The 26857-nt window shown below is 64.9% G+C and carries 25 protein-coding genes and 2 tRNA genes; 23 read left to right on the forward strand and 4 right to left on the reverse strand.

All coding sequences use genetic code 11. The annotated features are described in order from the left end of the window. Positions 1-37 precede the first annotated feature (37 nt). Both OK352_RS13540 and OK352_RS13545 read right to left on the reverse strand, forming a co-directional pair. Complete coding sequence (locus OK352_RS13540) at positions 38-286, reverse strand: DUF6458 family protein (protein WP_265142036.1); 249 nt, start codon at positions 284-286, stop codon at positions 38-40. A 39-nt stretch (positions 287-325) separates the two neighbouring features. Beyond that, a complete protein-coding gene (locus tag OK352_RS13545) occupies positions 326-568 on the reverse strand; it encodes a hypothetical protein (RefSeq protein WP_265142037.1) in 243 nt (80 codons plus the stop codon). 56 nt (positions 569-624) lie between these two features. Here OK352_RS13545 and OK352_RS13550 point away from each other — a divergent pair, with 56 nt between their 5' ends. The 15 genes from OK352_RS13550 to OK352_RS13620 all read left to right on the forward strand — a co-directional run bounded on the left by OK352_RS13550 (position 625) and on the right by OK352_RS13620 (position 15936). Beyond that, entirely contained in the window at positions 625-1731 is a 1107-nt protein-coding gene (locus OK352_RS13550) for a branched-chain amino acid aminotransferase (RefSeq protein WP_265142038.1), read from the forward strand. Positions 1732-1804: 73 nt separating this feature from the next. Then, positions 1805-2893: a 3-isopropylmalate dehydrogenase gene (locus OK352_RS13555; RefSeq protein WP_265142039.1), complete on the forward strand. Its 1089-nt coding sequence runs from the start codon at positions 1805-1807 to the stop codon at positions 2891-2893. Beyond that, positions 2893-4002, forward strand: coding sequence for a branched-chain amino acid aminotransferase (locus OK352_RS13560; protein WP_265142040.1), 1110 nt, complete (start codon positions 2893-2895; stop codon positions 4000-4002). Before OK352_RS13555 ends, OK352_RS13560 begins: the two co-directional genes overlap by 1 nt. Before the next feature lie 21 nt (positions 4003-4023). Further along, entirely contained in the window at positions 4024-4782 is a 759-nt protein-coding gene (locus OK352_RS13565; protein WP_265142041.1) for a fumarylacetoacetate hydrolase family protein, read from the forward strand. A 144-nt stretch (positions 4783-4926) separates the two neighbouring features. Further along, the gene (gene mvk, locus OK352_RS13570; RefSeq protein WP_265142042.1) at positions 4927-5892 is read left to right on the forward strand and encodes a mevalonate kinase; all 966 of its coding nucleotides are present in this window, start codon (positions 4927-4929) and stop codon (positions 5890-5892) included. Beyond that, complete coding sequence (gene mvaD / locus OK352_RS13575; protein ID WP_265142043.1) at positions 5889-6869, forward strand: diphosphomevalonate decarboxylase; 981 nt, start codon at positions 5889-5891, stop codon at positions 6867-6869. The genes mvk and mvaD overlap by 4 nt, the downstream gene beginning before the upstream one ends. Continuing rightward, positions 6866-7954, forward strand: coding sequence for a phosphomevalonate kinase (locus OK352_RS13580; protein WP_265142044.1), 1089 nt, complete (start codon positions 6866-6868; stop codon positions 7952-7954). The genes mvaD and OK352_RS13580 overlap by 4 nt, the downstream gene beginning before the upstream one ends. Beyond that, complete coding sequence (fni, locus tag OK352_RS13585; RefSeq protein ID WP_265142045.1) at positions 7944-9029, forward strand: type 2 isopentenyl-diphosphate Delta-isomerase; 1086 nt, start codon at positions 7944-7946, stop codon at positions 9027-9029. Before OK352_RS13580 ends, fni begins: the two co-directional genes overlap by 11 nt. Further along, positions 9026-10066, forward strand: coding sequence for a hydroxymethylglutaryl-CoA reductase (locus OK352_RS13590; protein ID WP_265142046.1), 1041 nt, complete (start codon positions 9026-9028; stop codon positions 10064-10066). The genes fni and OK352_RS13590 overlap by 4 nt, the downstream gene beginning before the upstream one ends. After that, positions 10063-11217, forward strand: a complete 1155-nt coding sequence (locus OK352_RS13595) for a hydroxymethylglutaryl-CoA synthase (protein WP_265142047.1) — start codon at positions 10063-10065, stop codon at positions 11215-11217. Before OK352_RS13590 ends, OK352_RS13595 begins: the two co-directional genes overlap by 4 nt. Positions 11218-11259: 42 nt before the next feature. Continuing rightward, entirely contained in the window at positions 11260-12774 is a 1515-nt protein-coding gene (gene gltX, locus OK352_RS13600) for a glutamate--tRNA ligase (protein WP_265142048.1), read from the forward strand. Positions 12775-12781: 7 nt separating this feature from the next. Continuing rightward, positions 12782-13723: an NAD(P)/FAD-dependent oxidoreductase gene (locus OK352_RS13605; protein ID WP_265142049.1), complete on the forward strand. Its 942-nt coding sequence runs from the start codon at positions 12782-12784 to the stop codon at positions 13721-13723. A gap of 69 nt (positions 13724-13792) precedes the next feature. After that, positions 13793-13864 (forward strand) — tRNA-Gln (locus tag OK352_RS13610). 83 nt (positions 13865-13947) lie between these two features. Next, positions 13948-14871 (forward strand): hypothetical protein, encoded by a 924-nt coding sequence (locus OK352_RS13615; protein ID WP_265142050.1) that lies wholly within the window; start codon positions 13948-13950, stop codon positions 14869-14871. 123 nt (positions 14872-14994) lie between these two features. Beyond that, positions 14995-15936, forward strand: a complete 942-nt coding sequence (locus OK352_RS13620) for a DMT family transporter (protein WP_265142051.1) — start codon at positions 14995-14997, stop codon at positions 15934-15936. A 22-nt stretch (positions 15937-15958) separates the two neighbouring features. On the opposite strand, the gene OK352_RS13625 is transcribed toward OK352_RS13620, so the two are convergent. Continuing rightward, a complete protein-coding gene (locus OK352_RS13625; protein ID WP_265142052.1) occupies positions 15959-17281 on the reverse strand; it encodes an MFS transporter in 1323 nt (440 codons plus the stop codon). A gap of 80 nt (positions 17282-17361) precedes the next feature. Between OK352_RS13625 and OK352_RS13630 the strand changes: the two genes are divergently transcribed. Next, positions 17362-18003, forward strand: coding sequence for an ArsR/SmtB family transcription factor (locus OK352_RS13630; RefSeq protein WP_265142053.1), 642 nt, complete (start codon positions 17362-17364; stop codon positions 18001-18003). Between the two features lie 73 nt (positions 18004-18076). Here the strand turns inward: OK352_RS13630 and OK352_RS13635 are convergent, their stop codons facing one another. Then, positions 18077-18715, reverse strand: a complete 639-nt coding sequence (locus tag OK352_RS13635) for an MBL fold metallo-hydrolase (protein ID WP_265142054.1) — start codon at positions 18713-18715, stop codon at positions 18077-18079. Between the two features lie 59 nt (positions 18716-18774). Here OK352_RS13635 and OK352_RS13640 point away from each other — a divergent pair, with 59 nt between their 5' ends. From OK352_RS13640 to OK352_RS13670, 7 genes are all read left to right on the forward strand, one after another. After that, entirely contained in the window at positions 18775-19680 is a 906-nt protein-coding gene (locus OK352_RS13640; protein ID WP_265142055.1) for a diacylglycerol/lipid kinase family protein, read from the forward strand. A 97-nt stretch (positions 19681-19777) separates the two neighbouring features. Beyond that, positions 19778-19850 (forward strand) — tRNA-Glu (locus OK352_RS13645). A 208-nt stretch (positions 19851-20058) separates the two neighbouring features. Further along, complete coding sequence (locus OK352_RS13650) at positions 20059-21690, forward strand: ABC transporter substrate-binding protein (RefSeq protein WP_265142056.1); 1632 nt, start codon at positions 20059-20061, stop codon at positions 21688-21690. Positions 21691-21862: 172 nt separating this feature from the next. Then, positions 21863-22876, forward strand: a complete 1014-nt coding sequence (locus tag OK352_RS13655; RefSeq protein WP_265142524.1) for an ABC transporter permease — start codon at positions 21863-21865, stop codon at positions 22874-22876. A 1-nt stretch (position 22877) separates the two neighbouring features. Beyond that, on the forward strand, positions 22878-23921 hold the full coding sequence (locus tag OK352_RS13660) for an ABC transporter permease (protein WP_265142057.1): 1044 nt from the start codon (positions 22878-22880) through the stop codon (positions 23919-23921). Then, entirely contained in the window at positions 23918-25603 is a 1686-nt protein-coding gene (locus OK352_RS13665; RefSeq protein ID WP_265142058.1) for a dipeptide ABC transporter ATP-binding protein, read from the forward strand. Before OK352_RS13660 ends, OK352_RS13665 begins: the two co-directional genes overlap by 4 nt. Before the next feature lie 231 nt (positions 25604-25834). After that, a complete protein-coding gene (locus OK352_RS13670; RefSeq protein ID WP_265142059.1) occupies positions 25835-26836 on the forward strand; it encodes a TerC family protein in 1002 nt (333 codons plus the stop codon). The last annotated feature ends 21 nt before the right edge of the window (positions 26837-26857 follow it).

A 26857-nucleotide genomic window follows, 5' to 3' on the forward strand; every position in this document is an offset into this window, starting at 1 on the left:
GCGGGCTCCACGAGGAGCCCGCCGCCCGCTGTGGTGTCTAGAGCCGGTCGCCGCGATCCGTGGAGTCGTACCGCTGACCCGTCCTGCGGTCGATCCCCTCACGCCGGGTGACGACGGTGTGCCTCTTGCGGAACGAGAGCACGATGCCGATGATCACGACGAGGAGCCCGCACGCCATCAAGATGTAGCCGATCATGTCGAGATCGACGACCTGTACGTCCACGTTGACCGCGAATGTGAGAATCGCGCCGATGGCGAGGAGAAAGATCCCTGCTCCGATGCTCATCGTGTCTTCCTTTCGCTCCCGAATGCCGTCGCGTTCACCTTACAACGCGGTTCTGCGAGTGGGGCAGAACCTGATAAATTCGACATTGCCGTCACCGTCAACGCGTGTGACGGCATTACGGCCGAATCCGGCGTGACCGACGCCGCCGTCGACCTGGGCAATGTCTGCCCATCCGTCATCGCCCGACGCACCGATCGGCGCATCCTCTTCGGGGGACGGAATCGTGCGCTGCCTCGCGCAGCCGCGGCCACGAGCATCCGCCACCCGGCTCTTCCACAGCATCCATTCCGCACGCCAGAAACCAGTGTGTCTCGGCGTCAGCCTCAATAAAGGTTGCCATGACTCTCACAGCCGCACCCGCGCCGCTGACGTTCTCCCGTCAGCTCACCGACCGCCCCACACCGCCGGCGGTACGGGAGCGCGTCCTCAGTGACCCCGGCTTCGGCCAGCATTTCACCGACCACATGGTCATAATCGATTGGACCGCAGGCGAGGGGTGGCAGAGCGCGCGCGTCCAGCCCTATGGTCCGATCGAGCTCGAGCCAGCCGCCGCGGTCTTTCACTACGGGCAGGAAGTGTTCGAAGGACTCAAGGCGTACCGGCACTCCGACGGGTCGATGTGGGCATTTCGACCCGAGAGGAACGCAGCCCGGCTCCAGCGCTCTGCCGGGCGTCTCGCGCTCCCACAGCTGAGCACAGACGACTTCCTGGCGTCACTGCGTGAGCTGATCGCCGTCGATGCCGATTGGGTGCCCGGAGGAGACGAACACAGCCTCTATCTGCGGCCGTTTCTCTTCGCCAACGAGCCGTTCGTCGGCGTCCGTGCGGCACGTCGCGCCTCCTACCAGGTGATCGCGTCGCCAGCGGGACCGTACTTCGCGAGCGAGCTTTCCCCCGTCTCGCTGTGGCTGTCCACCGAGCACGCGCGCGCGGGGCGAGGCGGCACGGGGGCAGCGAAAAGCGGTGGAAACTATGCGGCATCGCTTCTGCCTCAGGCCGAGGCGCAGCGTCACGGCTGCTCGCAGGTGCTGTTCGCGGATCCATCGACCGGACGCATCGATGAGGCGGGAAGCATGAACGTGTTCTTCGTCACCCAGGAGGGGGCGCTTCTGACGCCGGCCGTCACGGGCAGCATCCTTGAGGGAATCACACGCGACAGCATCATGCAGATCGCGCGCGAGCGCGGACGCGAGGTCGTCGAGCGGGATCTTCAGCTCGATGAGATGCTCGACGGCATCGCATCGGGGGCGATTACCGAAATCTTCGCCACCGGAACCGCCGCCGTCGTGACGCCCATCTCGCGGCTGGCGGATCGGGATCGCGAGTGGGTGACGGCGGATGCCAAGACCGGCCCCGTCGCGCGCGAACTCCGCGCCGAACTCACCGGCATCCAGCACGGTCGCATCGCCGACCGTCACGGGTGGATGCACCGGCTCGACCGGTGACACTTGTCCGCCGTGCGCGACGTGCGACGGCGGTAGGCTTAACACAGTCACACATCACAGTTGCAGGAGCCACATGTCACGCACCCTCTCACTCGCCGTCATCCCCGGAGACGGGATCGGACCAGAAGTCATCGCCGAGGCAGAGAAGGTCCTCGATCGGGTGCTGGACGGCAGCGATGTCTCTCTGACAAAGCAGCGCTTCTCGCTCGGTGCCGGGCGGTACCTGGCCACCGGCGACGTTCTCACCGACGATGACCTCGCCGCCATCTCAGCCACAGACGCGATTCTGCTGGGTGCGGTCGGAGGAGCTCCGGGCGACCCCCGGCTGACGGACGCGAACATCGAGCGCGGTCTGCTCCTGAAGCTGCGCTTCAGCCTTGACCATTACGTCAATCTGCGCCCCACACGCGTCTACCCGGGCGTCCCCAGCCCGCTGAGCAATGCCGGCGAGGTCGATTTCGTCGTCATTCGCGAAGGCACGGAAGGGCCGTACGTCGGCAACGGCGGCAGCATCAGACAGGGCACCGAGCATGAGATCGCCAATGAAGTCTCTGTCAACACGGCGTACGGTGTCGAACGGGTCGTTCGGTACGCGTTCGAAAAAGCCGCGGCGCGTCGCGGACGCCTGACTCTCGTGCACAAGACAAACGTCTTGGTCTTCGCCGGATCCCTGTGGAAGCGCACGGTCGACGCCGTCGCCCGCGAGTTCCCCGAGACACACGTCGACTACCTGCACGTGGACGCGGCGACGATCTTCATGGTCACCGATCCGTCCCGCTTCGACGTCATCGTGACAGACAACCTCTTTGGCGACATCCTCACGGATCTCGCGGGCGCCATCAGTGGGGGCATCGGGCTGGCAGCATCCGGAAACATCAACCCCGACGGAGCGTTCCCGAGCATGTTCGAGCCCGTGCACGGTTCGGCGCCCGATATCGCCGGCCAGCAGAAGGCCGACCCGACGGCAGCAATTCTCTCGGTCGCGCTCATGCTGGAACACTTCGGCCTGAGCGCGCAGGCGGCCTCCGTCACGGATGCTGTCGAGGCCGACATTGCGCAGCGCACCGGCGCGCCGCGCACGACAACCGAGATCGGCGACGCCATCGTCGCCCGCCTCAGCGGTGAGGCTCTCGCATCCGATTCCCGACCAGAGGACAACTGATGAGCACGGTTTCAGACTCGCCCACCCTCAGCTACGTGCGGACGCTCAATCCGTCACCCGCGTCGGCAGAGGAACGCGACGCCATCTTGGCGAACCCCGGCTTCGGCATCCATTTCTCAGATCATATGGTTGCGATCGACTGGACCATCGAGTCCGGCTGGCACGACGCTCGCCTGCAGCCGTATGGACCGCTGCAGTTCGATCCGGGCTCGGCTGTGCTGCATTACGGGCAGGAGATCTTCGAGGGTCTCAAGGCATATCGTCACGCCGACGGGTCGATCTGGACGTTCCGGCCCGAGAAGAACGCAGAGCGTCTGCAGCGCTCGGCCCAGCGTCTCGCGCTCCCTGAGCTGCCCGTCGAAGACTTCCTCGCCTCGCTGAAGCAAGTCGTCTCGGTAGACAGAGACTGGGTGCCCACAGACGACGACGGCAGCCTCTATCTGCGCCCGTTCATGATCGCCAACGAGACGTTCCTCGGCGTCCGACCGGCACAGACCGTCGCCTACTACGTCATCGCGTCGCCCGCAGGCCCCTACTTCTCCGGTGGTGTCACCCCGGTGTCGATCTGGCTGTCCACGGAGTACTCGCGCGCAGGCCGCGGCGGCACCGGTGCGGCGAAGTGCGGCGGAAACTATGCGGCGTCACTGCTTCCGCAAGAGGAAGCCGCGCAGAACGGCTGCTCTCAGGTGCTGTTCCTCGACGCCGAGACCGGTCAGCATGTCGATGAGCTGGGTGGAATGAACGTGTTCTTTGTGCGCGGAGGCGACACGCTCGTCACCCCGGCGACCTCGGGAAGCATCCTCGAGGGAGTCACCCGAGACAGCATCATTCAGCTGGCCCGCGACCGCGGCCTGAACGTCGAAGAGCGAGACATCACTCTCGACGAGTGGCGTGAAGGCGTGGATTCCGGCGAGATCACCGAGATCTTCGCCTGCGGCACCGCGGCAGTGATCACACCGATTTCGCAGGTGAAGAGCCGCGACTTCACGATCGGTGCACCGGATGCTGTCGCCGGGGAGATCACGATGTCTCTGCGCCGAGAGCTCACAGACATCCAGCACGGACGGGCCGAGGACCGCCACGGCTGGCTCTACCGGCTAGACGCCTGAGACGACGAGGAGACGCACCACGTGAAAATTGCCCGATTCAGCCATGACGGAGCCATCAACTACGGGATCGTCGATGACGACGCTCTCGTCGTGCTCGACGGAGACCCGATGTACACGGGCTTCAACCCGACCGGGGAGCGAGTGCCGCTGAGCGACGCGACTCTGCTCGCCCCCGTGATCCCGCGTTCCAAAGTCGTTGCTGTGGGAAAGAACTACCACGATCACGCTCGGGAAATGGGCGGAGAGGCTCCCGAAGAGCCGCTGCTGTTCCTCAAGCCGAACACCGCCGTGATCGGGCCGAACGACCGCATCGTCCTTCCGGAGATCTCCGATCGGGTGGAGCACGAGGGAGAACTCGCGGTCATCATCGGCGCGATCGCCCGCAACGTGGCGGCGGAAGACGCCGGCACGGTCATCTTCGGCTACACGGCGGCGAATGACGTCACTGCGCGCGATCTGCAGCAGCGAGACGGTCAGTGGACGCGGGGCAAAGGATTCGACACGTTCTGCCCGCTCGGCCCCCTCGTCGACACGGAGTTCGTGCCCACGACGGGCAGCATCGAGACTCGAGTGAACGGTGAGGTCCGACAGCACGCGCCGCTGAGCGACATGATCCATTCCGTCGGTGCGATCATCGCGCACGCGTCTGCTGTCTTCACTCTGCTTCCCGGTGACGTCATTCTTACAGGAACCCCCTCCGGGGTCGGGCCGCTCGAGACCGGGGATGTCGTCGACGTCGAGATCGATGGTCTGGGAACTCTCAGCAACCCGGTAGTCTGAACCGCCCGACACCGTCGCCGGGGAGAGATAAACTGTTCGCCGAACGTTTCCTCCATTCTGCGTCGTGCCAGCCCGACGCGTGAAATGTCGAGGTCCGTCCCGGTCGACGCCGACGGGCGAGAGATGATCAGGACGAGAGAACACATGCACGAACCCGAACGTGGGGCGCACGGATCTGCCCATGCCAAGACGATCCTGCTCGGAGAGCACGCCGTCGTCTATGGCAGACCGGCGATCGCGTTCCCCGTCCGGTCGCTCACGCTCACCGCACATGCCCGTGCCGTGGACGGCCCGCTGAGGCTGTCGACGCCGTATCACCACGGCTCGATAGCCGCCGTCGACGACGGCACAGCGCCTCGAGAAGAGCATCTGGCTGAGGCGGCACTTCGACACACCCTCGACGCACTGGGAGTAGCGCACGACGGCGTTGATGTCACGGTGACCGGGCGCATCCCCGCTGCCCGCGGGCTCGGCTCCAGCGCCGCCGTCGCAAGCGCGATTTCGGTCGCCGTCGCGCGCCTGCACGGCATCGACCTGACGTACGAAGCCCGCTTCGAACTCGTGCAATTCGTTGAGCGCATCGCACACGGGTCCCCGAGCGGTCTCGACGCACACGCGACGATGTCGCCTGGACCCATCCGTTTCGAGAGCGGCGTCGCCCGCCCCCTCGTAGACACATGGCTTCCCCCTCTCGTCATCGCCGATACTGGAGTCGCGGGGCACACGGCGGCCGCCGTCGCCAGCGTCCGCGCACTCCGCACCACCGACAAACGCGGCGTAGACGCCGCGTTCGACGCGATCGCCGCTCTCGTGGAGGGTGCCCACACCGACCTCCGGACCGGAGATGCCACGGCGCTCGGCGCACGCATGAACGCCTGTCACAGCATCCTGTCCGACCTTGGCGTGAGCAGCCCGGAACTCGACACGCTCGTCGACGCCGCTCACACCGGCGGCGCTCTCGGTGCCAAACTGACAGGAGGCGGTCAGGGCGGATGCGTGATCGCCCTGGCCCCGACGCCCGCGGACGTCCCGGCCCTCGCCCGGGCACTCACCGAGGCCGGAGCTCGGGGCGTCTGGCCCGTGAACGGCGGAGAGGAGGAAGCAGCGTGAGCACGAGCACCGCGACCGCACACCCGAACATCGCCCTGGCGAAGTACTGGGGCAAACGCGACGAGGAGCTGATCATCCCCGCCACGGGAAGCCTGTCGCTCACACTCGACGTCTTTCCCACGACGACGTCGGTGAGTCTGGGGCACAGCGATGACGATGTTGTGATGCTCGACGGTGTTGCGCTCTCGGGAGAGGAATCGGCGCGGGTCCGCACGGTCCTCGACCGCGTCCGGGCACTCAGCGGTCGCGCCGAGTACGCACATGTGGTCAGTGCGAACACCGTGCCGACGGCAGCCGGACTGGCATCGTCCGCCGCTGCATTCGCCGCCCTGGCGACAGCTGCGGCCGATGCCTACGGGCTCGAAGCGGACGACCGGATGCTCTCGCGCATCGCTCGTCGCGGATCAGGGTCCGCATGCCGTTCCGTCTTCCCGGCGCTCGCACGCTGGAACGCCGGCACCGATGACCTCACGTCATTCGCGGAGCCGCTTGACTGGTCCGGCCCGGAACTGGCAATGATCATCGGAGTGGTGAGCACAAAACGCAAGGCCATCTCGAGCCGCGCGGCGATGCAGCGCACCGTTCAATCGTCACCGTATTTCCCCGCCTGGGTCGACTCAAGCGCCCGCCTCCTCGAGCGCATGTCCGACGCGGTCGCCGACGGGGATGTCGACACGTTGGGTGAGCTCACTGAGCAGAGCGCCCTGCGGATGCACGCGAGCATGTTCGGTGCCGTTCCGCCCATCCGCTACCTCAGCCAGGCGAGCATCGCGCTCTTCGACGCGGTTGCCGAACTGCGCGCCGACGGCCTCTCTGCGTACGCGACGGCCGACGCCGGCCCCAACGTCAAGATCCTCTGCCGTGCGGATGACTCGGCAGCCATCGTCGAGGGTTTGCGGTCCATCGGTGCTGACGCCGAATACGTCGTGGCGCACGCGGGCCCGGGGGCGCGCATCATCGAGAGGGAGGGCGCATGATCACCGTCAGGGCGCCGGGCAAGCTGTTCATCGCTGGCGAATATGCCGTCGTCGAAGCGGGAAATCCCGCGGTTCTCGTGGCCGTCGATAGGTTCGTCCGGGTCGATCTGACGCCAAGCGTGGGTAAGGGAAGCATCCATTCTGATCAGTACGGACGCCAACCCCTCGTCTGGTACCGGGACGCCCGCGGCATCGTGCTCGATCACGACATGCGTCCGGTCGACTACATTCTCTCGTCGATCGAGGCTGTCGAGCAGCTGGTGGCCGAACGGGACATCACCCCGCGCTTCTATGACCTGTCCGTGTCGAGCGAGCTCGATGACGTCAGCGGTCGCAAGTTCGGGCTCGGCTCGAGCGCAGCAGTCACCGTCGCCACGGTCAGTGCGTTGAACCAGTTCTACGAGCTGGGCCTGACCCGGCGTGAACGCTATAAGCTCGCGATGCTCGCGACGATCGCCGTTTCGCCGCACGCCTCGGGAGGGGACCTCGCCGCCAGCACCTTTGGCGGGTGGATCAGCTACTCGGCCCCCGATCGTGTGCAGGTGCTGCGGCTGCGCGAGGAGCACGGAGTCTCGGGAACTCTGCGCGAGAACTGGGACGGCTTCACCGTGCGCCGGCTGACTCCGCCGAGCGGCCTTCAGCTCCTTGTCGGCTGGACGGGAGAGCCCGCATCGACGTCGCGCCTCGTCGATGACCTGCGCGACAGACGCTGGGCTGAGGAGATTCGCTATTCGGACTTCCTCGCGCACAGCCGCCACTATGTCGAAGCACTCATCGCCGCCCTCGACGCAGACGACGCCGAGGGCGTGAAGAGCGCGATCCACGGGGCACGCCGCACGCTGTCGCGGCTGGACGCGGCAGCGCAGGTCGGCATCGAGACGCCGGCGCTGTCTCGGCTGAGCGACTCGGCGGATGCCATTGGGGCTGCAGCGAAGTCATCCGGCGCCGGCGGCGGAGACTGCGGTGTTGTGTTCGCCGACGTCGATGCCGACCTCACCGGCCTGCTGAGAGAATGGGAGCGCAGCGACATCCGCCATCTCGCACTTGCCGTTCACCCGGCCGAAGGAGGCCTCGATGAGCAGTGATCGTAAAGACGACCACGTTCGGCTCGCCACAGAGCAGAACCGTGGCCGTCTCCGGGGCAACGACTTCGATGACGTGCGCTTCGTTCACCACGCACTCGGTGCCGTCGACATCGACACCGTGTCGTTGGCGACGCGCGTCGGCGCTCGCGATTGGCCTGTTCCGCTGTATATCAACGGCATGACAGGCGGCAGCGCGTCGACAGCCCTCATCAATCGCGACCTCGGAATCGTCGCGCGCGAGACGGGCATCCCCGTCGCATCCGGCTCGATGAGTCGCATGTTCTCTGATTCGAGCGCAGGCGAGGGATTCCGTGTCATCCGTGACGAGAACCCGGACGGCCTCGTGTTCGCCAACGTGAGCGCGAACGCGACAGTCGAGCAGGCCCGTGAGGCCGTGGGGATGCTGCGTGCTGATGCCCTGCAGATCCACATCAACTCAGTGCAGGAGATCGTGATGCCCGAAGGCGATCGCGCGTTCTCGCACTGGCCGGAGAGGATCGAGCGGATCGTCGCCGGTCTCGACGTGCCCGTGATCGTGAAAGAAGTGGGATTCGGCATGAGCGGCAGCACTGTGTCCCGCCTCGCCGGGCTCGGCGTCGGCATCGTCGATGTCAGCGGACGCGGCGGAACCGACTTTGCAGCCATCGAGAACGCGCGTCGCACGGGCGCGGACTTCAGTATACTCTCGGGCTGGGGACAGTCGGCGATCGTCGGCCTGCTTGACGCACAGCACGCGGCTGCGTCCTCGGGAGTGTCCCTTCTGGCATCAGGCGGAGTCAGAACGCCGCTCGACGCGGTGCGCGCGCTCGCGCTCGGCGCGTCGGCGGTCGGTGTCGCCGGAGGTTTTCTGCGGACGCTGCGCGATGACGGAATCGACGCGCTCATCGCGGAGATCACCCGGTGGCTCGAGCAGATCCGCTCGATCACCGCGCTGCTCGGCCACACGACCGTCGCCGGGCTCACAGAGACAGACGCAGTGATCGGGGGAGAGGTGCGCGACTACTGCCAGGCGCGCGACATCGACATCACGGCGTTCGCCCGCCGCAGCGAGAACGAAAGTGAGGCGCGGTCATGACGGAAGCAGCGTTCGCCCCGGTGCCCCTGCGATGGCTCGGCCCCGTGCGAATCAGTGGAAACGTGATGAACGGCGAGCAGGAGGTGCCGCTCGCCACGTACGAGACGACGCTGTGGCCCTCCGTCCGCCGCGGCGCGCACGTATCGACGATGGTGGACGGCGGAATCCGTGCGACGCTCATCGACGAGCGCATGGCACGTTCCGTGCTCTTCGAGGCCGACGACGCGGGTTCGGCGCTCGCCGCAGCCAGGCGGATCGAAGCGGATCTTCCGGCACTGCAGGCCGTCGTCAGCGCAACGAGCCGGTTTGCGACGCTCATCGACATCAACCACCAGATCGTCGGCAATCTGCTCTTCCTGCGGTTCGAATTCACCACGGGCGATGCCGCGGGACACAACATGGTCACCCTCGCCTCGGACGCCCTCATGGCGCACATCCTGGATCGAGAGAGCGCACTGCGCTACGGCTCCATCTCGGGAAACTACTGCACAGACAAGAAGACCTCGGCCGTCAACGGCATCCTGGGTCGCGGCAAGAATGTGGTCACCGAGATCGTGATCCCCGAAGAGATCCTGCGGCGGCGGCTGCGCACGAGCGCCTCGGCTTTGGCGCAGCTGAACGTGCGCAAGAACCTCGTGGGAGGTGCAGTCGCCGGAAGCCTGCGATCTGCCAACGCCCACTTCGCCAACATGCTGCTCGCGTTCTATCTCGCGACGGGGCAGGACGCCGCCAACATCGTCGAGGGCTCCCAAGGCTTCACCCACGCCGAGGAGCGCGGCGACGACCTGTACTTCTCCTGCACCATCCCCAACCTGATCGTCGGCTCGGTCGGCAACGGCAAGGGGATCGATGCGATCACCGAGAACCTTGACCGTCTCGGATGCTCCGAGGAACGCGAACCGGGCGAGAACGCTCGCCGACTCGCCGTCCTCTGCGCGGCGACCGTGCTCTGCGGCGAGCTCTCCCTGATGGCGGCTCAGACGAATCCGGGCGAGCTCATGGCCGCCCATCTCCAGTTCGAAAGGACATCCCGATGACGATCGGCATCCACGACATCTCTGCTGCGACCGGCGGCCTCGTCTTCACGCTTGCCGACCTGGCGGAGCACGAGGGAATCGACGTGGGCAAATATCATCGGGGAATCGGGCAGACGGAGATGAGCCTGACGAGCGAGGACGAAGACATCGTCACCATGGCCGCGCGCGCGGCGGCGCCGATTCTCGAGCGCCACGGCAGCACCGGCATCCGCACCGTCGTTTTCGCCACCGAGTCGGGCATCGACCAGTCCAAGGCTGCCGCCGTGACGCTGCACGGGGTTCTCGGGCTTCCCCCTGAAGTGCGTGCCGTCGAGGTCAAGGAGGCGTGCTATTCGGCGACGGCGGCTATTCAGTTTGCACTCGGCATCGTCGCCCGCAGGCCGAGCGAGCGGGTGCTCGTGATCGCGAGTGACGTGGCGCGCTACGAGCTCAATTCCAGCGGCGAGGCGACGCAGGGCTCTGGAGCCGTCGCGCTCTTGATCGCTGAGGACCCGGCACTTCTCGAGATTGAACCGGAGTCCGGATTGTGGACGGGCGACGTCTGGGACTTCTGGCGCCCCAACGACCGCAGCACGGCGCTCGTCGACGGTCGATACTCGGTGCAGGTCTATCTTGACGCTCTAGAGGGCGCGTGGAACGACTACCAGGCTCAGGGCGGAGCTGAGTTCTCGAGCTTCGCGCGCGTCTGCTACCACCAACCCTTCACCCGCATGGCCGTCAAGGCGCAGCAGCGTCTGGCGCGCATTGCAGATCCGGATGGCGAGGCCCGAGATATCGATCGACTCGCCGACACGGTCGAATACAACACCCGAATCGGCAACTCGTACACCGCATCGATCTATCTCGCGTTCCTCTCTCTGCTGGACAACGGTCCGGATCTCTCCGGTGAACGCGTCGGCTTCTTCAGCTACGGCTCAGGAGCCGTCGGCGAATTCTTCTCCGGCGTCCTCGTTCCCGGCTACAAGGATCGGGTGAGAGTCGACGCACTCGAGCGGATGCTGGCAAGCCGCCGCCCCGTCGCCTACGACGAGTACCGGCATCGGCACATCGCGTACGACCGGGTCGGCGACTTCGAGACGGCAGACGAGACCCAGGGCGCTGTGCGCTTCGCGGGCGTGAGCGAGCACAAGCGCCAGTACGAGCGTCGCTGACGACAGCATCCGGCTCGGCCCGTCTCGACTAGGATCGAGATGATGTCAACTGCAGCCTCTTACCCCTTCTCTCCAGCCGCCGGCCGCGATGTTCGTGTGCGGTTCTGCCCTTCTCCGACCGGAACGCCCCACGTGGGCCTGATCCGCACGGCCCTGTTCAACTGGGCGTATGCGCGGCACTCGGGCGGAAAGCTCGTGTTCCGCATCGAAGACACCGACGCCGCACGCGACAGTGAGGAGAGCTACGCGCAGATTCTCGAGGGGCTGCGATGGCTGAACATCGACTGGGATGAGGGCATCGACGTGGGTGGCCCGCACGGCCCCTACCGTCAGTCGCAGCGGTCGGAGATCTATGCCGACGTCATCGAGAAGCTGACAGCATCCGGTCACCTGTATGAGAGCTACTCGACGGCGGAGGAGATCGAGGCGCGCAATGTCGCCGCGGGGCGTCCGGCCCAGCACGGATACGACAACGGCGATCGCGACCTCACGGACGAGCAGAAGGCGGCGTTCCGAGCCGAGGGTCGTCAGCCGGCTCTGCGCCTGCGTGTGCCGGACGAAGACCTCTCATTCACTGACCTCGTGCGCGGAGAGATCACATTCCCCGCGGGATCGTTCATCGACTTCGTCGTCGTTCGCCCGAACGGAAAGCCGCTCTACACCTTCGTCAACCCGGTCGACGACGCTTTGATGGGCGTCACTCACGTGCTGCGCGGGGAGGACCTCCTGCCGTCGACGCCACGTCAGATCGCCCTGTATCGCGCGCTGATCGACGTGGGGCTGACCGAATTCGTGCCGAACTTCGGGCACCTGCCCACCGTGCTCGGCGACGGCAACAAGAAGCTCTCCAAGCGCAACCCCGAGTCGAACCTCTTCCACCACCGTGATCGGGGCTTCATTCCCGAAGGGCTCGACAACTACCTGGCGCTCCTCGGCTGGGGCTATTCCGCCGATCGTGACGTCTTCACGCTTGACGAGATGGTCGAGCGCTTCGACATCGTCGATGTGAATCCCAACCCGGCGCGCTTCGATATCAAGAAGGCCGAGTCGATCAACGGTGACCACATCAGGATGCTGGAAGTCTCAGACTTTGCCTCGCGCTGCATCCCTTATCTCGTCGATGCCGGAATTCTGACAGAGCCGCTGACCGACGACCAGCAGGCGATCCTCGCCCAGGCGGCCCCGCTCGTGCAGACGCGCATGAGCCTGCTGGCCGATGCTCCCGGGATGCTCGGCTTCCTCTTCACCGACGCCGCATCCATCGAATTTCAGGCCGATGCGCTCAAGTCTCTTCCGGCAAACGCCGACGAGGTTCTCGCGGCAGCGCTCTCCACGCTGCGTGCGGCCGACGACTGGTCGGCAGAAGCACTGCAGCAGGGACTCGCCGACGCGCTTGTCGAGGGCCTCGGCCTCAAACCGCGCGTCGCCTACGGCCCACTGCGCGTCGCGATCTCCGGGCGCCGGGTCTCTCCGCCGCTCTTCGAGTCGATGGAGATTCTCGGCAAGTCCGACTCGGTGGCGCGCCTCGAACGGCTGGCGGCGCACCTGGGGGAGTGAGGCAGCGATGACACAGCACTTCGATGTCGTCGTCATCGGCGGGGGGCCCGCTGGGCTCTCGGCCGCGCTCAACCTAGTGCGCGCGCGCATGCGTGTTCTCGTGCTCGACGCCAACCGGCCGCGGCACTCGGCGACGCTCTTCGCACACGGGTTCCTCACTCGCGACAACATCTCTCCGCTGGAGCTGCGGCGGCTCGGCCGTGAGGACGTGTCAGCGTACGAGAACGGTGAGGTGCAGTTTGCCGCTGTCGATGCTGTCACGGCTCTGCCCGACGGCTACCGTGTCGTCGCCCGTGGGGTGAAGGGACACCCGGACCGCGACGTCCATGCCCGGCGCATTGTCGTGGCGACAGGGCTCGCCGAGATCCTTCCCGACATCGGCAATGCGCGTGCGTTCTACGGAACCTGCCTGCACAGCTGCCTCGAGTGCGATGGGTGGGAGAAACAGGATGCTCCGCTGGTGCTGATCGGCGAGAGCGAGGACCTCGCGCTGCAGGCGTTCCGTGCGCTGCAGTGGACGAACGACCTTCTGGTGCTCACCAACGGTGCCGCCGTCATCGACGAGGCAGAAGAACGTGAGCTTGCCGCATCCGGAATCCGTCTGGAGCGCACGCCCATTGATGAGATCACCGGGGAACGAGGCGTCATGACGGGCCTTGTGCTCGCTGACGGTCGGGCGCTGACGTATCGGGCGGGGTTCATCCGCCCGCGCTGGGAGGTGCGGCTCGGTTTCCTCGATCCTCTCGGCCTCGACGCCGACGGCGATGGTCTGCTCATTGTCGACGAGCGCGGGCGCGCGTCTCGACCCGGCGTGTACGCGGCGGGAGATATCGTGCCGCCCGGGCCTCAGCAGATTGCGATCGCTGCCGGGCATGGTGCCGTCGCCTCCGCGACGATCGTCGATGACGATGTTCGTGAGAGACGAGCATTCGGGACACGCCCGGTGTGACCCGTTTTGGCGCGTGCGCCGTCGTCGGCTAAAGTTGTCTCTTGGCTCCGGCACCACCGGGGCACGCCGTGGGGTATGGTGTAATTGGCAACACAGCGGTTTCTGGTACCGCCATTCTTGGTTCGAGTCCAGGTACCCCAGCTCTGAACTCCTCCGACATCGTCGGGGGAGTTTTGTGTTTCGCTGCCCAATAACGTGTGGTGGGGGAGCGCTATGGTGGGGGCGTGAACCATCAGGCTGCCGATGACCCCAAAACACCGGCGGCGTCAGGCGCGCGTGCGCCGCTCGAGCGGTTTCCGCTCCGACTGCGACGACGCCCGCCTCGCCGTACACTCAGTCTGCTGGGGGCGGGAACGCTCGTCGCCGCCCTGGCCGTCGGTGGCGTGATGACGCAACTGCAGCAGGGCGAGATTCTCAAGGCGATCGTCATCCTCAGCGTCTGCGGTCCGCTCGCTCTCATCGCATTCGGCTCGGTGCCTCAGCCGCGGCATACGAGGTCCTTCAGATTCATCAACGCCATCGTCATGACGCGAGCGGAACGGGCACCCGTCGACTCCTGGGTGCATCTTGCCCCCACCGGGCGTATGCGGGTGCTGGTTCTGATCACGTTCGTGTGGCTGTCGCTTGGAGCGTCCGCGACCGTTCTCAGTGCACTTGCTCAGCTGACGGGGCTGATGGCGATTCAGAACGAAGAATCCGGAGTCGGGGGTCTCGTCCTCGGCGGAACTGTGTCGTTGTTCGCGGCCATCGGGTTGTGGCGGGTGACGGCACTCATGCTCTCGCGGAATGCGCGCCACGGGACCGTCGGCCGTCGGCCGAGTGGAATCGCGCTCGGCCGAACAGCCGTCGCCGTTCACGTCCCCGGGCGAGATGTCGAGATTCCCTGGACGGCAATCACGCGCATTCAACCGTCGAGGCTGAAGATCGGTCGTGACGCGAACGTGCCGGTGATCCTCTTCTGGCTGAACCCCGACAGCACGGTGCCTGGCGGTCGACAGTTTGTGCCCATCGAGTCGATTGGCGTTCCGCCTGATGCCCTCTACACGGCTCTGCGTTGGTACCTCGCCCATCCCGAAAGCCGCTGGGAACTGGGCCGAACCGAGGGAGCGCACCGACTTGACGCGTGGCACCGTGACGCTCTCGGCTGATCGGCAGGCCTGCGTCACGTTGGCGAGCGGACTGCCGCAGCGCTCTGCACATCCGGCGAAGCACAGTGACGCGCGTGCGCGCCGGAGGAGAGGGAGAACGACAGTGAGGGTCGTGAGCGATCAGTGACTGGGCGCTACACTCTCACGGGGGTCGCCGCGATCGCCGTCACTGCTGTGCTCTGGGGAACGACCGGAACGGCCGCCACTTTCGCGCCCGATGCCGGCCCGCTGGCGATTGGCGCGGCGGCCCTCGGCATCGGTGGTCTGCTTCAGGCTGCGATCGCGTTTCCCGCTTTGCGCTCCGCATGGTCGGCCTTGAGAGCACAGCGGCATCGCATCGTTCTCGGCGCCCTCGCTGTGGCGGTCTACCCGTTGGCCTTCTACAGCTCTATGGCTCTGGCCGGCGTAGCGATCGGCTCCGTGGTCTCGCTCGCCTCCGCTCCGCTGGCCTCGGGGCTTCTTGAGCGGATTGTGGAACGTCGACCGTTGAGCCGGTGGTGGATGCTGTCGGCGGGCTTCGGCATCGGCGGCAGCGCGCTCCTGTGCTTTTCCACGATGGGCGAGCCGCACGCGTCTGCCCCCGCCACGGTCATCGGAGTGCTTCTCGGCCTCATCGCCGGGGTCACCTATGCGACGTTCTCCTGGGTCGTCTCACGCCTCATGACGGCCGGGATCTCCCGCGCTGCGTCAATGGGTGCGGTCTTCGGCGTCGGCGGTGCACTGCTCATGCCGGTCCTCGCGATCACCGGTGCACGGCTCGTGACCTGGCCCGAGGGCATCCTGGTCGGCGCGTACATGGCGCTGATTCCGATGTTCCTCGGGTATCTGCTGTTCGGCTTTGGACTGACGCGCGTCTCCGCGAGCACCGCCACGACGATCACACTCGCCGAGCCGGCCGTCGCTGCCCTGCTCGCCGTTCTCATCGTCGGGGAGCGACTCACCTCTCTCGGATGGATCGGTTTAGGAGCCATCGCCGCCGGACTCCTCATCGTGGTCGTTGCACCAGTGAGTTCAGCCCGCGTCGCAGAGCGGCCTCGGGCCGAGGACCCTCCGGGCAGCGTGTGAGCGAGCGGGGCCCGAGTCGCGATCAGGCCGGTCCACCGGCGGTTGGCTGATCAATGCCGTCGACGACGGCGAACCGGCGTGCGTGAGCGGACCACCCTCGCTCGGTTGGCATCGCGCGGAGAGCGCGATTCGAGAGTGCCAGCAGGGCAGCGACCATTGTCAGTGCGGCACAGAGCGCCAGCGTCCCGGTCCGTCCGGCTATCGTCAGCCCGAACCCGGCGATGAGCGGAGTCAGTGGCATCGCGCCCATGCTGAACACCCGGAATGCGCTGTTCGCGCGTCCCAGCAGCTCGGTGGGGACAGCGACCATGAAGTATCCCATCAGCGCAGAGTTGAGTGCGGGCACGAGGAGCACCGAGAGCCCGATGACCGTCATGATCGCCGGGACCGTGTGCACCATCACGAGCGCTGTGGTTCCGAGCGTGCACATCACCAGGCTCGCGATGACGATGACGCTGCCGGGAATGCGAGGGACGAGCAGCGGCGACACAGCGGCGCCCAGGAGCATGACGCCGCCGAGCACAGCAGTGATCGTGCCGATGATCACGGGGGAGTGGCCCGATTGCTGCAGCGAGTAGATGATCGTCGTGATCGCAGAGTTGAATCCCAGGTTCGCGAGCATCGCGACCCAAAGCACTCCACGGAGGTCGACGCGAGAGAAGAGCCAGCTGACACCCTCACGCACCTCGGAGAGCGCGCTGGGTCGAAGGGGCGAGATCTCGGATGCTGCCGGCTGCAGGGCAGCCGTGAGGTTCGCCCCTCGGCGCAGCAGCACCCACGACGTTGCGGCCGAGATGAGGTAGATCACCGCGGAGAACAGCGCGACGAGCCAGCCGCCGACCGCGAGGAGCGCACCTCCGAGAGGTCCGCCGGCGAGCTGGATTGCTGCGCCGCGCCCTTGATTCGCAGCTTGAGCGCGCCCCATTGCCTCATCGGGGACGACTTCTTTGAGAGCGACCTCCCCGGCGATATCGAAGAGTCCCTCACGCGCTCCCAGCAGCGCGTTGAGCGCCAGAAGCACGCCGAATGTGAGGGCCGACGTTCCGTCGAGAACGGCGAACGACAGAGCAAGAGCGACGCCAATGCCGGCGCCGAGGAGCATCAGTCTGGGCCGGGAGTGTCGGTCGGCGAGGACACCGCCGCCGAGTGTGCACGTGAGGCGTACCACAACCCCGACGGCGCCGATGATTCCCGCCTGCGCCGGGCTGTCCGTCACGATGAGGGCGATCAGGGGCACGGCGAAATCGAGAAGTGCTCCCGCGAGTTCCTTCGCGGAATCGCTGAGAAACCACGTCGGATAGGACGCGACCCGCCAGAGTCGGATCGGGGCGTCTGAAGATGTCATACGGTCACCGTAGACGCGCAAGGAAAGATGCGCAACTAGCATTGCGCAATTATCGATGCGCAATCGAGTAGCCTTGAGACATGACGAGTGCGGAGGAGAACGCCCACGACAGTGCCGAGGTGGTGCACGGCGCATCTTCGGCAGGCGGACATGCGTGGCATGCCGAAGATGAGGTGATGACGGAGGCGATGCTCAAAGCGCTGACGCACCCCGTGCGCCGGAGAATCCTGCGGGTGCTCGGGCAGAAGGTCTACGCGCGCTCAGCAGACCTGGCCCAGGCACTCGGCGTCGCGGCGAACTCGGTCAGTTTCCACGTTCGGACCCTGGCCGATGCCGGCCTGATCGAAGAGGCCCCCGAACGCGCGCGAGACCGCCGTGATCGGGTCTGGACGCCGGTGCGAGGAGGCCTCAACGTCGGCACCCCGGAGCATCCTGTCCGCGACGAGGTTCTCGCCGACGCTCTCATGAGAGCCATGGTCGAGGACCACTACGACCTCGTGAACCGGTCGAGTGCGAGCTGGATGGAGTTCATCGCCGGGCGCAACGCCCGAATGCGTTCAAACTTCATGCACATGAACGTCCCGATGGATGCCGAGACCGCCGAGACTTTCTTTCGGACGATCAGTTCATTGGCCGATGAGGCAGCCGAGCGCCTCGATCCGGATGACCCGGATGTACACGTCTGGGAGATCGACGTCATTGCGGCTGACGACACCGTCTGATGACCGCGTCACCGACGCGTGCCGCTGACCTTGTGATCAGGCCCGGCGCGTCTCCTGGGCTCTCGGCGCGGCCTCAGACCTCGATCGACTCGCCCGGTTCCAGAGGGAAATGCTCGCCCCCGCCGCTCTCCACAACGCTCGCGATCCGTTGATTCGACATATCTTTCCCGACGCGCGAGAGCACCATCTCGTGGGTGGGAAAGCTCCGCTTCGGGGCGACCTCGGCGACGAAGTCCATCACCTCACTGATCTTCAGCCACGGCGCGCCGGCAGGAACCGCCATCAGATCGACTTCAACGCCCTCGGGTACGGTGAAGGAATCTCCGCCGTAGTACACGGCACCGTCGATCAGCACCCCGAGGTTGTCGACGATCGGAATGGACGGGTGGATCACGGCGTGCTTTCCGCCGAAGAAGCGCAGGGAGAATGGCTCGACATCGACCTCGTCCCCGGCCTCGACCACCGTCACATCAAAGCCCTCGGCAGCCCGAGCGACACCGGCCGGTCCAAAGATGCGCACGTTCGGATTGATCGACCGGATCCGCTGAAGCTGCTCCGGCGTCCAATGGTCGGGATGCTCGTGAGTGATGACGACGGCAACGGTTCCGGCAGCATCCGTGATCGGAGTGGTGAAAGCCCCGGGATCCACGATCAGCCGCTCTCCGTCGTTGTCGATAACGAAAGCCGCGTGCTCAAGCTTTGTGAGGTTCATATCGCCAGTCTCGCGCCGCCCTGCGGCGACCGCAAGCGGACCGCTGACATAATCCAGGTGTGAGTCGTGAACCGTACAGGATCGCCGTCGCGATCAACCCGGCATCCAGCTTCGGCGCGCATTCCGCCGTGGGCATGAGCCTCGTCGATGCTCTCGCTCGGCAGAATGTCGAGGTGACGACGCTCATCGAGGCGGATGCCGAGAAGCTCGGTGCAGCCACGGCTGCCGCCGTCCGTTCGAACCCCGATGCCCTCGTCGCCGTCGGGGGAGACGGTCTTGTCAACGTGGCCATCAACGCACTCGCCGACAGCGAGGTGCCTCTCGCAATCGTCCCGACCGGCACGGGGAACGACTTCGCCCGCGGACTGGGCATCGCACGCGACAAGCCGGATGCCGCGGCACAGCGAATCCTGACTGCGCTGCGTGCTGACAGCATCCGAGTCGTCGATGTCGGTGTCGCGAGAACCGCGGCGGGTGAACGCAGGTTCGGGGGAGTCGTGTCCGTGGGGTTCGACGCCCGAGTGAACGCCAGAGCCAACGCAATGCGCTGGCCGCGCGGAGGATCGCGCTATGTTCTCGCCGTGCTGCGCGAACTCGCATCATTCCGCGCCGAGCAATTCACGGTCACTCTCGGCTCACACACCAGCACGCATGACGCGCCTTTCATCTCGATCGCCAACAACCGATTCATCGGCGGAGGCATGGCGATCGCGCCCGATGCAGATCTCGATGACGGGCTGCTGGACGTCGTGCGGGTCGACCCCATCTCAAAGCTGGCGCTGCTCGCCTTCTTTCCTCGCGTTTTCGCGGGCACCCACACCAGGCTCGAGATCGTTCACGTCCAGCGCGTGCGGGAGATCTCACTGGCGGGCGCGAGCGTCGATGCCTATGCGGACGGCGAGAATCTCGGAACGCTGCCGGTCAGCATCCGGGTGATTCCACACGCCCTCCGTGTGATCGTGTGAAGCCGTGCGTTGATGCCGACACGCCCGGCATGTGCGCTGCGGGCGCGTGATTTGTTGGCATGTGTTGTTCTGTGGCATACTCATGGAGTTGTTTTCAGGCCCCATCGTCTAGCGGCCTAGGACGCCGCCCTCTCACGGCGGTAACGCGGGTTCAAATCCCGCTGGGGTCACAATCTGAAAATCGCCTCCAGGATGCACGCGTCCGGGAGGCGATTTTTGTATCTGCGTTCAGCGCCATCACGCCTCGGCAACGTTTTCAGTGTCGGTGCCCGAAACGTTTGCAGACGTGATTATGCTGAATGCATTGCACTACAGCAACGTCGCTGGCTACACGTGTGTCGGCGGCGTCTTCCCCCAACCAAGAAGGGATGTACCCAAATGGCATCCGGAAAGTCCACGGCCCGACGTGTTGTGACTGCGACGGCGGGTCTTGCCGTCGCCACGCTCGCGCTCGCCGGCTGTTCAGGAAGTTCAGGAGACGATGGCGGATCCGGCGGTGATGGCGGGCCGATCGTGATCGGCACAACCGACAAGATCACGACCATCGACCCGGCTGGCTCCTATGACAACGGCTCGTTCGCCGTCATGAACCAGATCTACCCGTTCCTCATGAACACCCCCTACGGCAGCCCCGACGTCGAGCCCGACATCGCCGAGTCGGCGGAGTTCACATCGCCGAACGAATACACCGTCACGCTCAAAGACGGCCTGACATTCGCAAACGGCAACGAGCTCACGTCGTCTGATGTGAAGTTCAGTTTCGAGCGCACACTGAAGATTGACGACCCCAACGGCCCGGCATCGCTGCTCAACAATGTCGACAGCATCGAGGCCCCCGATGACCTCACCGTCGTATTCACGCTCAAGAGTGAGAACGACCAGACGTTCCCCCAGGTGCTTTCAAGCCCCGCGGGTCCGATCGTTGACGAGGACGTGTTCTCGGCAGACGAGCTGACGCCGGACAAGGACATCGTCGACGGGAAGGCGTTCGCTGGCCAGTACTCCATCGAGAGCTACGACTTCAACAACCTCATCCAGTACAAGGCGAACCCTGATTACCAGGGCGTGCTCGGTGCCGCAGAGAACGACGTCGTCAATGTCAAGTACTACTCGGAGTCGTCGAACCTGAAGCTTGCTGTGCAAGAGGGCGACATCGACGTGGCGTACCGCAGCCTGTCGGCGACCGACGTCGAAGACCTCAAGGGCAACGACAACGTCAAGGTGACGAGCGGCCCCGGCGGCGAGATTCGCTACATCGTGTTCAACTTCGACACGATGCCGTTCGGTGCGAAGGCGGACGGAGCCGACGAGGCGAAGGCGCTCGCAGTGCGCCAGGCGATGGCCGATCTCATCGACCGTGACCAGATCGCCGAGCAGGTGTACAAGGGCACATACACGCCGCTGTACTCCTACATTCCGGACGGACTGACCGGTGCCACCGAGTCGCTGAAGCCGCTGTACGGAGACGGTGAGGGTGGCCCGGATGCTGACAAGGCGAAGCAGCGTCTCGAGGACGCCGGTGTTGAGACGCCAGTCAAGCTCAGCATTCAGTACTCGAACGACCACTACGGTCCGTCGTCCGCCGATGAATATGCGCTGATCAAGTCTCAGCTCGAGGCTGACGGGCTGTTCAGCGTCGATCTTCAGACAACGGAATGGGTGCAGTACTCGAAGGACCGCACGGCTGACGTGTACCCGATGTACCAGCTGGGATGGTTCCCGGACTACTCGGATGCCGCGAACTACCTGCAGCCGTTCTTCAGCAAAGAGAACTTCTTGCTGAACCACTATGACAACGCGGAGGTGCAGGACCTCATCGACCAGCAGTTGGTCGAGCAGGATCCCGACGCTCGCGCGAAGCTCATCGAGCAGATCCAGGACGTCGCGGCCAAGACGCTGCCGACGCTTCCCTACCTGCAGGGTGCGCAGATCGCCGTATCAGGCTCCGACGTTGAGGGAATCACTCTCGACGCGTCGTTCAAGTTCCGCTACGCGCCGATCCACAAGTAGTAGCTCAGCCTGGTGTGGGGCGGATGCTGTACCCGCATCCGCCCCGCGCCGGGCGAGCAATCCGTTCGTCCCCAGTTAGGCAGGTGGAACGCTGACTTCCCCGAGCGCACAACCCAGCGGCTCCGTTGCGCAGACCGCGCCCTCCGCGAAATCGGGAGGAGGGGGAGGGAGCCTGTGGCGATATATCGTCGTGCGGTTTCTCCTCATCATTCCGACGATCTTCATTCTCGTCACCCTTGTGTTCGTGCTTATGCGCACGACCGGCGATCCGATCACAGCCGCTCTCGGTGGCCGACTCACACCGGATCAGCTTGCCGAGCGCATCCATAACGCTGGCTACGATCGCCCCGTCATCGTTCAGTACTTCGAGTACCTGGGCGGTTTGCTCCGCGGCGACTTCGGCACGACGATCAGCGATCATCGTCCGGTCACCGAGATCCTCCTCACCTATGGCTCTGCGACCCTCGAGCTGGCGATCTATGGCCTGATTGTGGCTTTCATCGTCGGCATTCCGCTCGGCATGTGGGCAGCGTACCGCCGTGACAAGGCATCGGATGCCGTCCTGCGCATCCTGGCCATCCTGTTTTACGCCACACCAGTGTTCTTCGCCGGGATGCTGCTCAAACTCATCTTCTCTGTGGGTCTGGGCATCCTTCCCGTCTCCGGCAGAGCGAGTACGCGAACCGAGTTGAATATTCAGTTCCTCGACAATCCCACGGGCATCCACCTGATCGATGCGTTCCGCCTGGGCGACCCCGATGCGGTCGGTGACGTTCTGAGCCATGCTGCTCTGCCCGCCATTGCCCTCGGGCTTCTCACTGCCGGTGTGTTTCTGAGACTCGTGCGCACGAACATGATCGGAACGCTGACGAAGGACTACGTGGATGCTGCGCGCTCACGCGGCGTGAGTGAGTTCCGCCTGGTCCGCACACATGCTTATCGCCCCGCGCTGATTCCCATCATCACCGTCATGGGCATGCAGATCGCGCTGATGCTGGCGGGGGCGGTGCTGACCGAGACCACCTTCGAATGGAAAGGCCTCGGGTTCATGCTCGTGCAATACCTCCAATCACGCGATTTCGTCGCCGTGCAGGGCATCGTCGTGCTACTGGCCGTGATCGTCGCCATCACCAACTTCATCGTCGACATCATCGCGGCGCTGATCGACCCGAGAGTGAGGTATTGACATGACCACTCAGACGGGAACTCCACGACGCTCACTTCTCGATCGTCTGCCCATCCTGCGCCAGCTGAGGCAGAGCTATGGCATTCAACGCGGCATGCTGATCGCGGGCCTCGCCATCACGATTGTGTTCGCGATTGTCGCCATCTTCGCCCCATGGCTCGCACCCTATGGGTACGCGCAGCTCAGTGACGATAACGGCGGATTCGGGGCACAGCAGCCACCGAGCGCCGCGCATCTGTTCGGAACCACGGTCGGCGGATTCGACGTGCTCTCCCGAGTGCTCTGGGGCGCTCAGACCGCGGCGCTCGTCGTCATCGTGGCCGTCGTCTTATCGATCTTCATCGGCGTGATCCTCGGCCTGCTGTCTGGATACTTCGGCGGTTGGATCGACCGCGTGCTCGTCGTTATCTGCGACGCGATATACGCCTTTCCGTCTCTGCTCCTCGCGATCGTCATCTCGATTGCGATCTCGGGCGGCAGATCCAACCTCATTGGGGGAATCCTGACGGCGGCGATGTCGATCACCGTCGTATTCATCCCGCAGTATTTCCGGGTGATCCGCGCGGAGACCGTGCGCATCAAGGCGGAGGCGTTCGTCGAGTCGGCCAAAGTGCTCGGCGCGAGCAACGTCCGCATCATGAGCCTGCACGTGTTCCGCAACGCCACACGCACGCTGCCGCTCATCTTCACGCTGAACGCATCCGAGGCAATCCTGACCCTCGCCGGGTTGGGCTTCCTCGGCTTCGGCATCGAGCCGACAGCAGCATCCGAATGGGGTTATGACCTCAACAAGGCGCTCGCCGACGTTTCGAGCGGGATCTGGTGGACCTCCATCGGCCCCGGTCTCGGCATCGTGCTCGCCGTGCTGGGCATGACCCTCGTGGGCGAGAGCCTCAACGACCTCAACGATCCGCGGCTGCGCGGGCGCCGCGTTGTCGCTGCGGACTCCGGCGAGATGGTCGAGACGAGTGTCGTTCCGGCTGTCGGCACACACGACGCTTCCGAGGGCGATAACGACGACGCGAGCGAGGGAGAACGACAATGAGCAACGACATCCTGCAGATTACAGATCTGAACGTCGCGTTCTCGTCGGATGCCGGGGCGGTTCGCGCAGTCGACGGTGTCTCACTGACGGTGGGGCAGCGAGAGGTCGTGGCGATCGTGGGGGAATCCGGGAGCGGGAAGACCGTGACGGCGAAGACCATCCTCGGTCTGCTGCCGGAAACAGCGACCAGTTCGGGGGCCGTCGTCGTGCGCAGTCGTGAAGGCGACCGTGAGAGCGACGTCATCTCTGTATCGAAGAATCGTCTTCGACAGATTCGGGGAGACGACGTCTCCATGGTCTTCCAAGAGCCGTCGACGGCGCTGAATCCCGTCTTCACCGTCGGGTGGCAGATCGCCGAGGGGCTCAGGGCGCATAATTCGAAGCTCAAGAGGTCAGAGGCCAGGACGCGAGCGATCGATATTCTGCGGCGGGTCGGCATTCCAGACCCCGAGACCCGCGTCGACTACTTCCCGCACCAATTCTCCGGCGGTCAGAAGCAGCGCGTCGTCATTGCCATGGCACTCGTTCTCGATCCGGGGCTCATCGTCGCGGACGAGCCGACGACGGCGCTCGACGTGACCGTGCAGGCCGAGATCCTTGATCTGCTGCGGCGGTGCCGTGACGAATTCGACACATCGATCGTCCTCATCACACACAATATGGGCGTCGTCGCCGATCTGGCCGATCGTGTCGTCGTCATGTATCAGGGTGAGGTCGTCGAAGAGAACGAGGCACGGGCACTTTTCGCAAGCCCGAAGCATGACTACACCAAGAAGCTCCTGGGGGCCGTTCCCCGCATCGGTCAGAGCATCGAGGTCGCCGATCGACGTGCGCCCGACCGCGAAGCGACGCCGATCGTCGAGGCGACGGATCTGCACATCCAGTATCCGGGCCGACTGGGGAGGCCGGGCTTCATGGCTGTCGATGGCGTCTCGTTCCGCATCGCACCGGGAGAAGTCCTGGGCCTCGTGGGTGAGTCCGGGTCGGGAAAGACCACGATCGGTCGCGCCATCGCAGGTCTCACCCGCGTGACCGGCGGCTCACTTCAGGTACTCGGCGCCGAGATGAACGGCGTCAAGGAGCGCAGCTTCAAGAAGCAGCGCTCGCGGATCGGTTTCGTTTTCCAGGATCCGGCCTCGAGCTTCAATCCGCTGCTCTCCATTGAGGATTGCGTGGCCGAGCCGTTCCGCGTTCATCGGCGAGACATGACCGATGCGCAGATCGAAGCGAAAGTCGCTGAGCTTCTGGAAGCCGTTCAGCTCCCGCGGGCCTATGCGAAGCGGTTTCCGCACGAGCTCTCCGGCGGTCAGCGCCAGCGGGCAAGCCTCGCACGAGGACTCGCCCTTGACCCCGAACTGCTGATCGCAGACGAGCCGACGAGTGCCCTGGACGTTTCCGTGCAGGAGCGCGTGCTTGAGCTCTTCGCCGAGCTGCAGGGAGAACTTGGCTTCGCCGCACTGTTCATCAGCCACGACCTCGCTGTCGTTGACATCCTCTCCGACCGCATCGCCGTGATGTATCACGGTCGGATCGTCGAGGACGGAACAGGTGCTGAAGTCCTGGGAAATCCTACTGACCCCTACACACAGCGTCTTCTCGCCTCGCTGCCCGTTCCGGATCCGGCAGAGCAGGAAGTGCGTCGCACCGCGCTTGCCGCGATCATCGCGGAAGAGCGGGCCTGACGGCCGGTGCGCCGTTCGGTGCGTGGTCCTTCGACGGCGCACTGAACGGCGTGTGCGGGGGAGCACGCACTGCGGCATCCGTTAGAGTGGTGACAGCGAAGGGGAGTATCCCGTTTCGCGGCGTCCGTCAGGACGGGTCACAACAGGGTGATCCCGGGTGCCGCGCCGATGTGTGTCGGGGGAGAGACTTTCGACGTTTCACGCACCCTCTTTCGCGAAAGGCATCGCCGCATGCATCCTGAGCTCCCACTGGCATTCGAGATCGGCTCCTACGTCGTTCTCGTGCTCATCCTCCTGTTCGACTTGCTCTTGGTGGTGCGGCGCCCCCACATCCCCTCGATGAAGGAGTCGGCTCTCTGGGTTGCGTTCTACGTCACCCTCGCGCTCGTCTTCGCGGGGTTGATGCTTCTTTTCGCCGGTGGCGACTTCGCGGGGGAGTTCCTCGCCGGCTGGCTGACCGAATACAGTCTTTCCGTCGACAACTTGTTTGTCTTTGTCATCATCATGACGAAATTCGCGGTGCCGAAGAAGCTCCAGCAGGAAGTCCTGATGGTGGGAATCATCATCGCTCTGATCTTCCGTGGCATCTTCATCATTGCCGGCGCGACACTGATCGAGCATTTCAGCGCCGTGTTCTACATCTTCGGTGCCTTCCTGCTGTACACAGCATGGAAGCAGGCGTTTGGTGACAGCGACGACGAGAGCGAGGGCGACTCGTGGTTCACCCGGTTCATGCGCCGCAAGATGAAGGTCGCACCGGACTTCGATGGCTCGAAGCTGCGCACCGTCGTCGACGGCCGCAGAATGTGGACGCCCATGGTGATGGTCTTCCTTGCCATCGGAGCGACCGACGTCATGTTCGCGATCGATTCGATCCCCGCAATCTTCGGCATCACACAGAGCCCGTTCATCGTCTTTACAGCGAACATCTTCGCGTTGATGGGGCTTCGCCAGCTCTACTTCATGCTGGGCGGACTCCTCGAGAAGCTTGAGTACCTGCATTACGGAATCGCCTTCATTCTCGCGTTCATCGGAGTGAAGCTGGTCTTCCACGCGCTGCATGTGAATGAGCTGCCGTTCATCAATGGGGGTGAGCCCGTGCTCTGGATCCCTGAGATCAGCACGTGGGTATCGCTCGGCGTCATCATCGCCTCGATGGCTGTCGCGACGGTCGCAAGCCTCATCGCCGCACGCCGCAAGGGGGGAGCGGAGCGCGAGATCTCCGGCGAGTGATATCCTTGCCACGTGCTGTTC

Source organism: Microbacterium sp. MPKO10 (assembly GCF_026107415.2).
GTDB lineage: Bacteria > Actinomycetota > Actinomycetes > Actinomycetales > Microbacteriaceae > Paramicrobacterium.

Coding starts and splice junctions, on each gene's coding strand:
- OK352_RS13580 (WP_265142044.1), top strand. CDS start 6,866: ATGATCACCGTCAGGGCGCCGGGCAAGCTGTTCATCGCTGGCGAATAT.
- gltX (WP_265142048.1), top strand. CDS start 11,260: ATGTCAACTGCAGCCTCTTACCCCTTCTCTCCAGCCGCCGGCCGCGAT.
- fni (WP_265142045.1), top strand. CDS start 7,944: ATGAGCAGTGATCGTAAAGACGACCACGTTCGGCTCGCCACAGAGCAG.
- OK352_RS13590 (WP_265142046.1), top strand. CDS start 9,026: ATGACGGAAGCAGCGTTCGCCCCGGTGCCCCTGCGATGGCTCGGCCCC.
- OK352_RS13550 (WP_265142038.1), top strand. CDS start 625: ATGACTCTCACAGCCGCACCCGCGCCGCTGACGTTCTCCCGTCAGCTC.
- OK352_RS13605 (WP_265142049.1), top strand. CDS start 12,782: ATGACACAGCACTTCGATGTCGTCGTCATCGGCGGGGGGCCCGCTGGG.
- OK352_RS13560 (WP_265142040.1), top strand. CDS start 2,893: ATGAGCACGGTTTCAGACTCGCCCACCCTCAGCTACGTGCGGACGCTC.
- OK352_RS13555 (WP_265142039.1), top strand. CDS start 1,805: ATGTCACGCACCCTCTCACTCGCCGTCATCCCCGGAGACGGGATCGGA.
- OK352_RS13625 (WP_265142052.1), bottom strand. CDS start 17,281: ATGACATCTTCAGACGCCCCGATCCGACTCTGGCGGGTCGCGTCCTAT.
- OK352_RS13665 (WP_265142058.1), top strand. CDS start 23,918: ATGAGCAACGACATCCTGCAGATTACAGATCTGAACGTCGCGTTCTCG.
- OK352_RS13595 (WP_265142047.1), top strand. CDS start 10,063: ATGACGATCGGCATCCACGACATCTCTGCTGCGACCGGCGGCCTCGTC.
- OK352_RS13630 (WP_265142053.1), top strand. CDS start 17,362: ATGACGAGTGCGGAGGAGAACGCCCACGACAGTGCCGAGGTGGTGCAC.
- OK352_RS13540 (WP_265142036.1), bottom strand. CDS start 286: ATGAGCATCGGAGCAGGGATCTTTCTCCTCGCCATCGGCGCGATTCTC.
- OK352_RS13635 (WP_265142054.1), bottom strand. CDS start 18,715: ATGAACCTCACAAAGCTTGAGCACGCGGCTTTCGTTATCGACAACGAC.
- mvk (WP_265142042.1), top strand. CDS start 4,927: ATGCACGAACCCGAACGTGGGGCGCACGGATCTGCCCATGCCAAGACG.
- OK352_RS13545 (WP_265142037.1), bottom strand. CDS start 568: ATGCTGTGGAAGAGCCGGGTGGCGGATGCTCGTGGCCGCGGCTGCGCG.
- OK352_RS13650 (WP_265142056.1), top strand. CDS start 20,059: ATGGCATCCGGAAAGTCCACGGCCCGACGTGTTGTGACTGCGACGGCG.
- OK352_RS13660 (WP_265142057.1), top strand. CDS start 22,878: ATGACCACTCAGACGGGAACTCCACGACGCTCACTTCTCGATCGTCTG.
- OK352_RS13670 (WP_265142059.1), top strand. CDS start 25,835: ATGCATCCTGAGCTCCCACTGGCATTCGAGATCGGCTCCTACGTCGTT.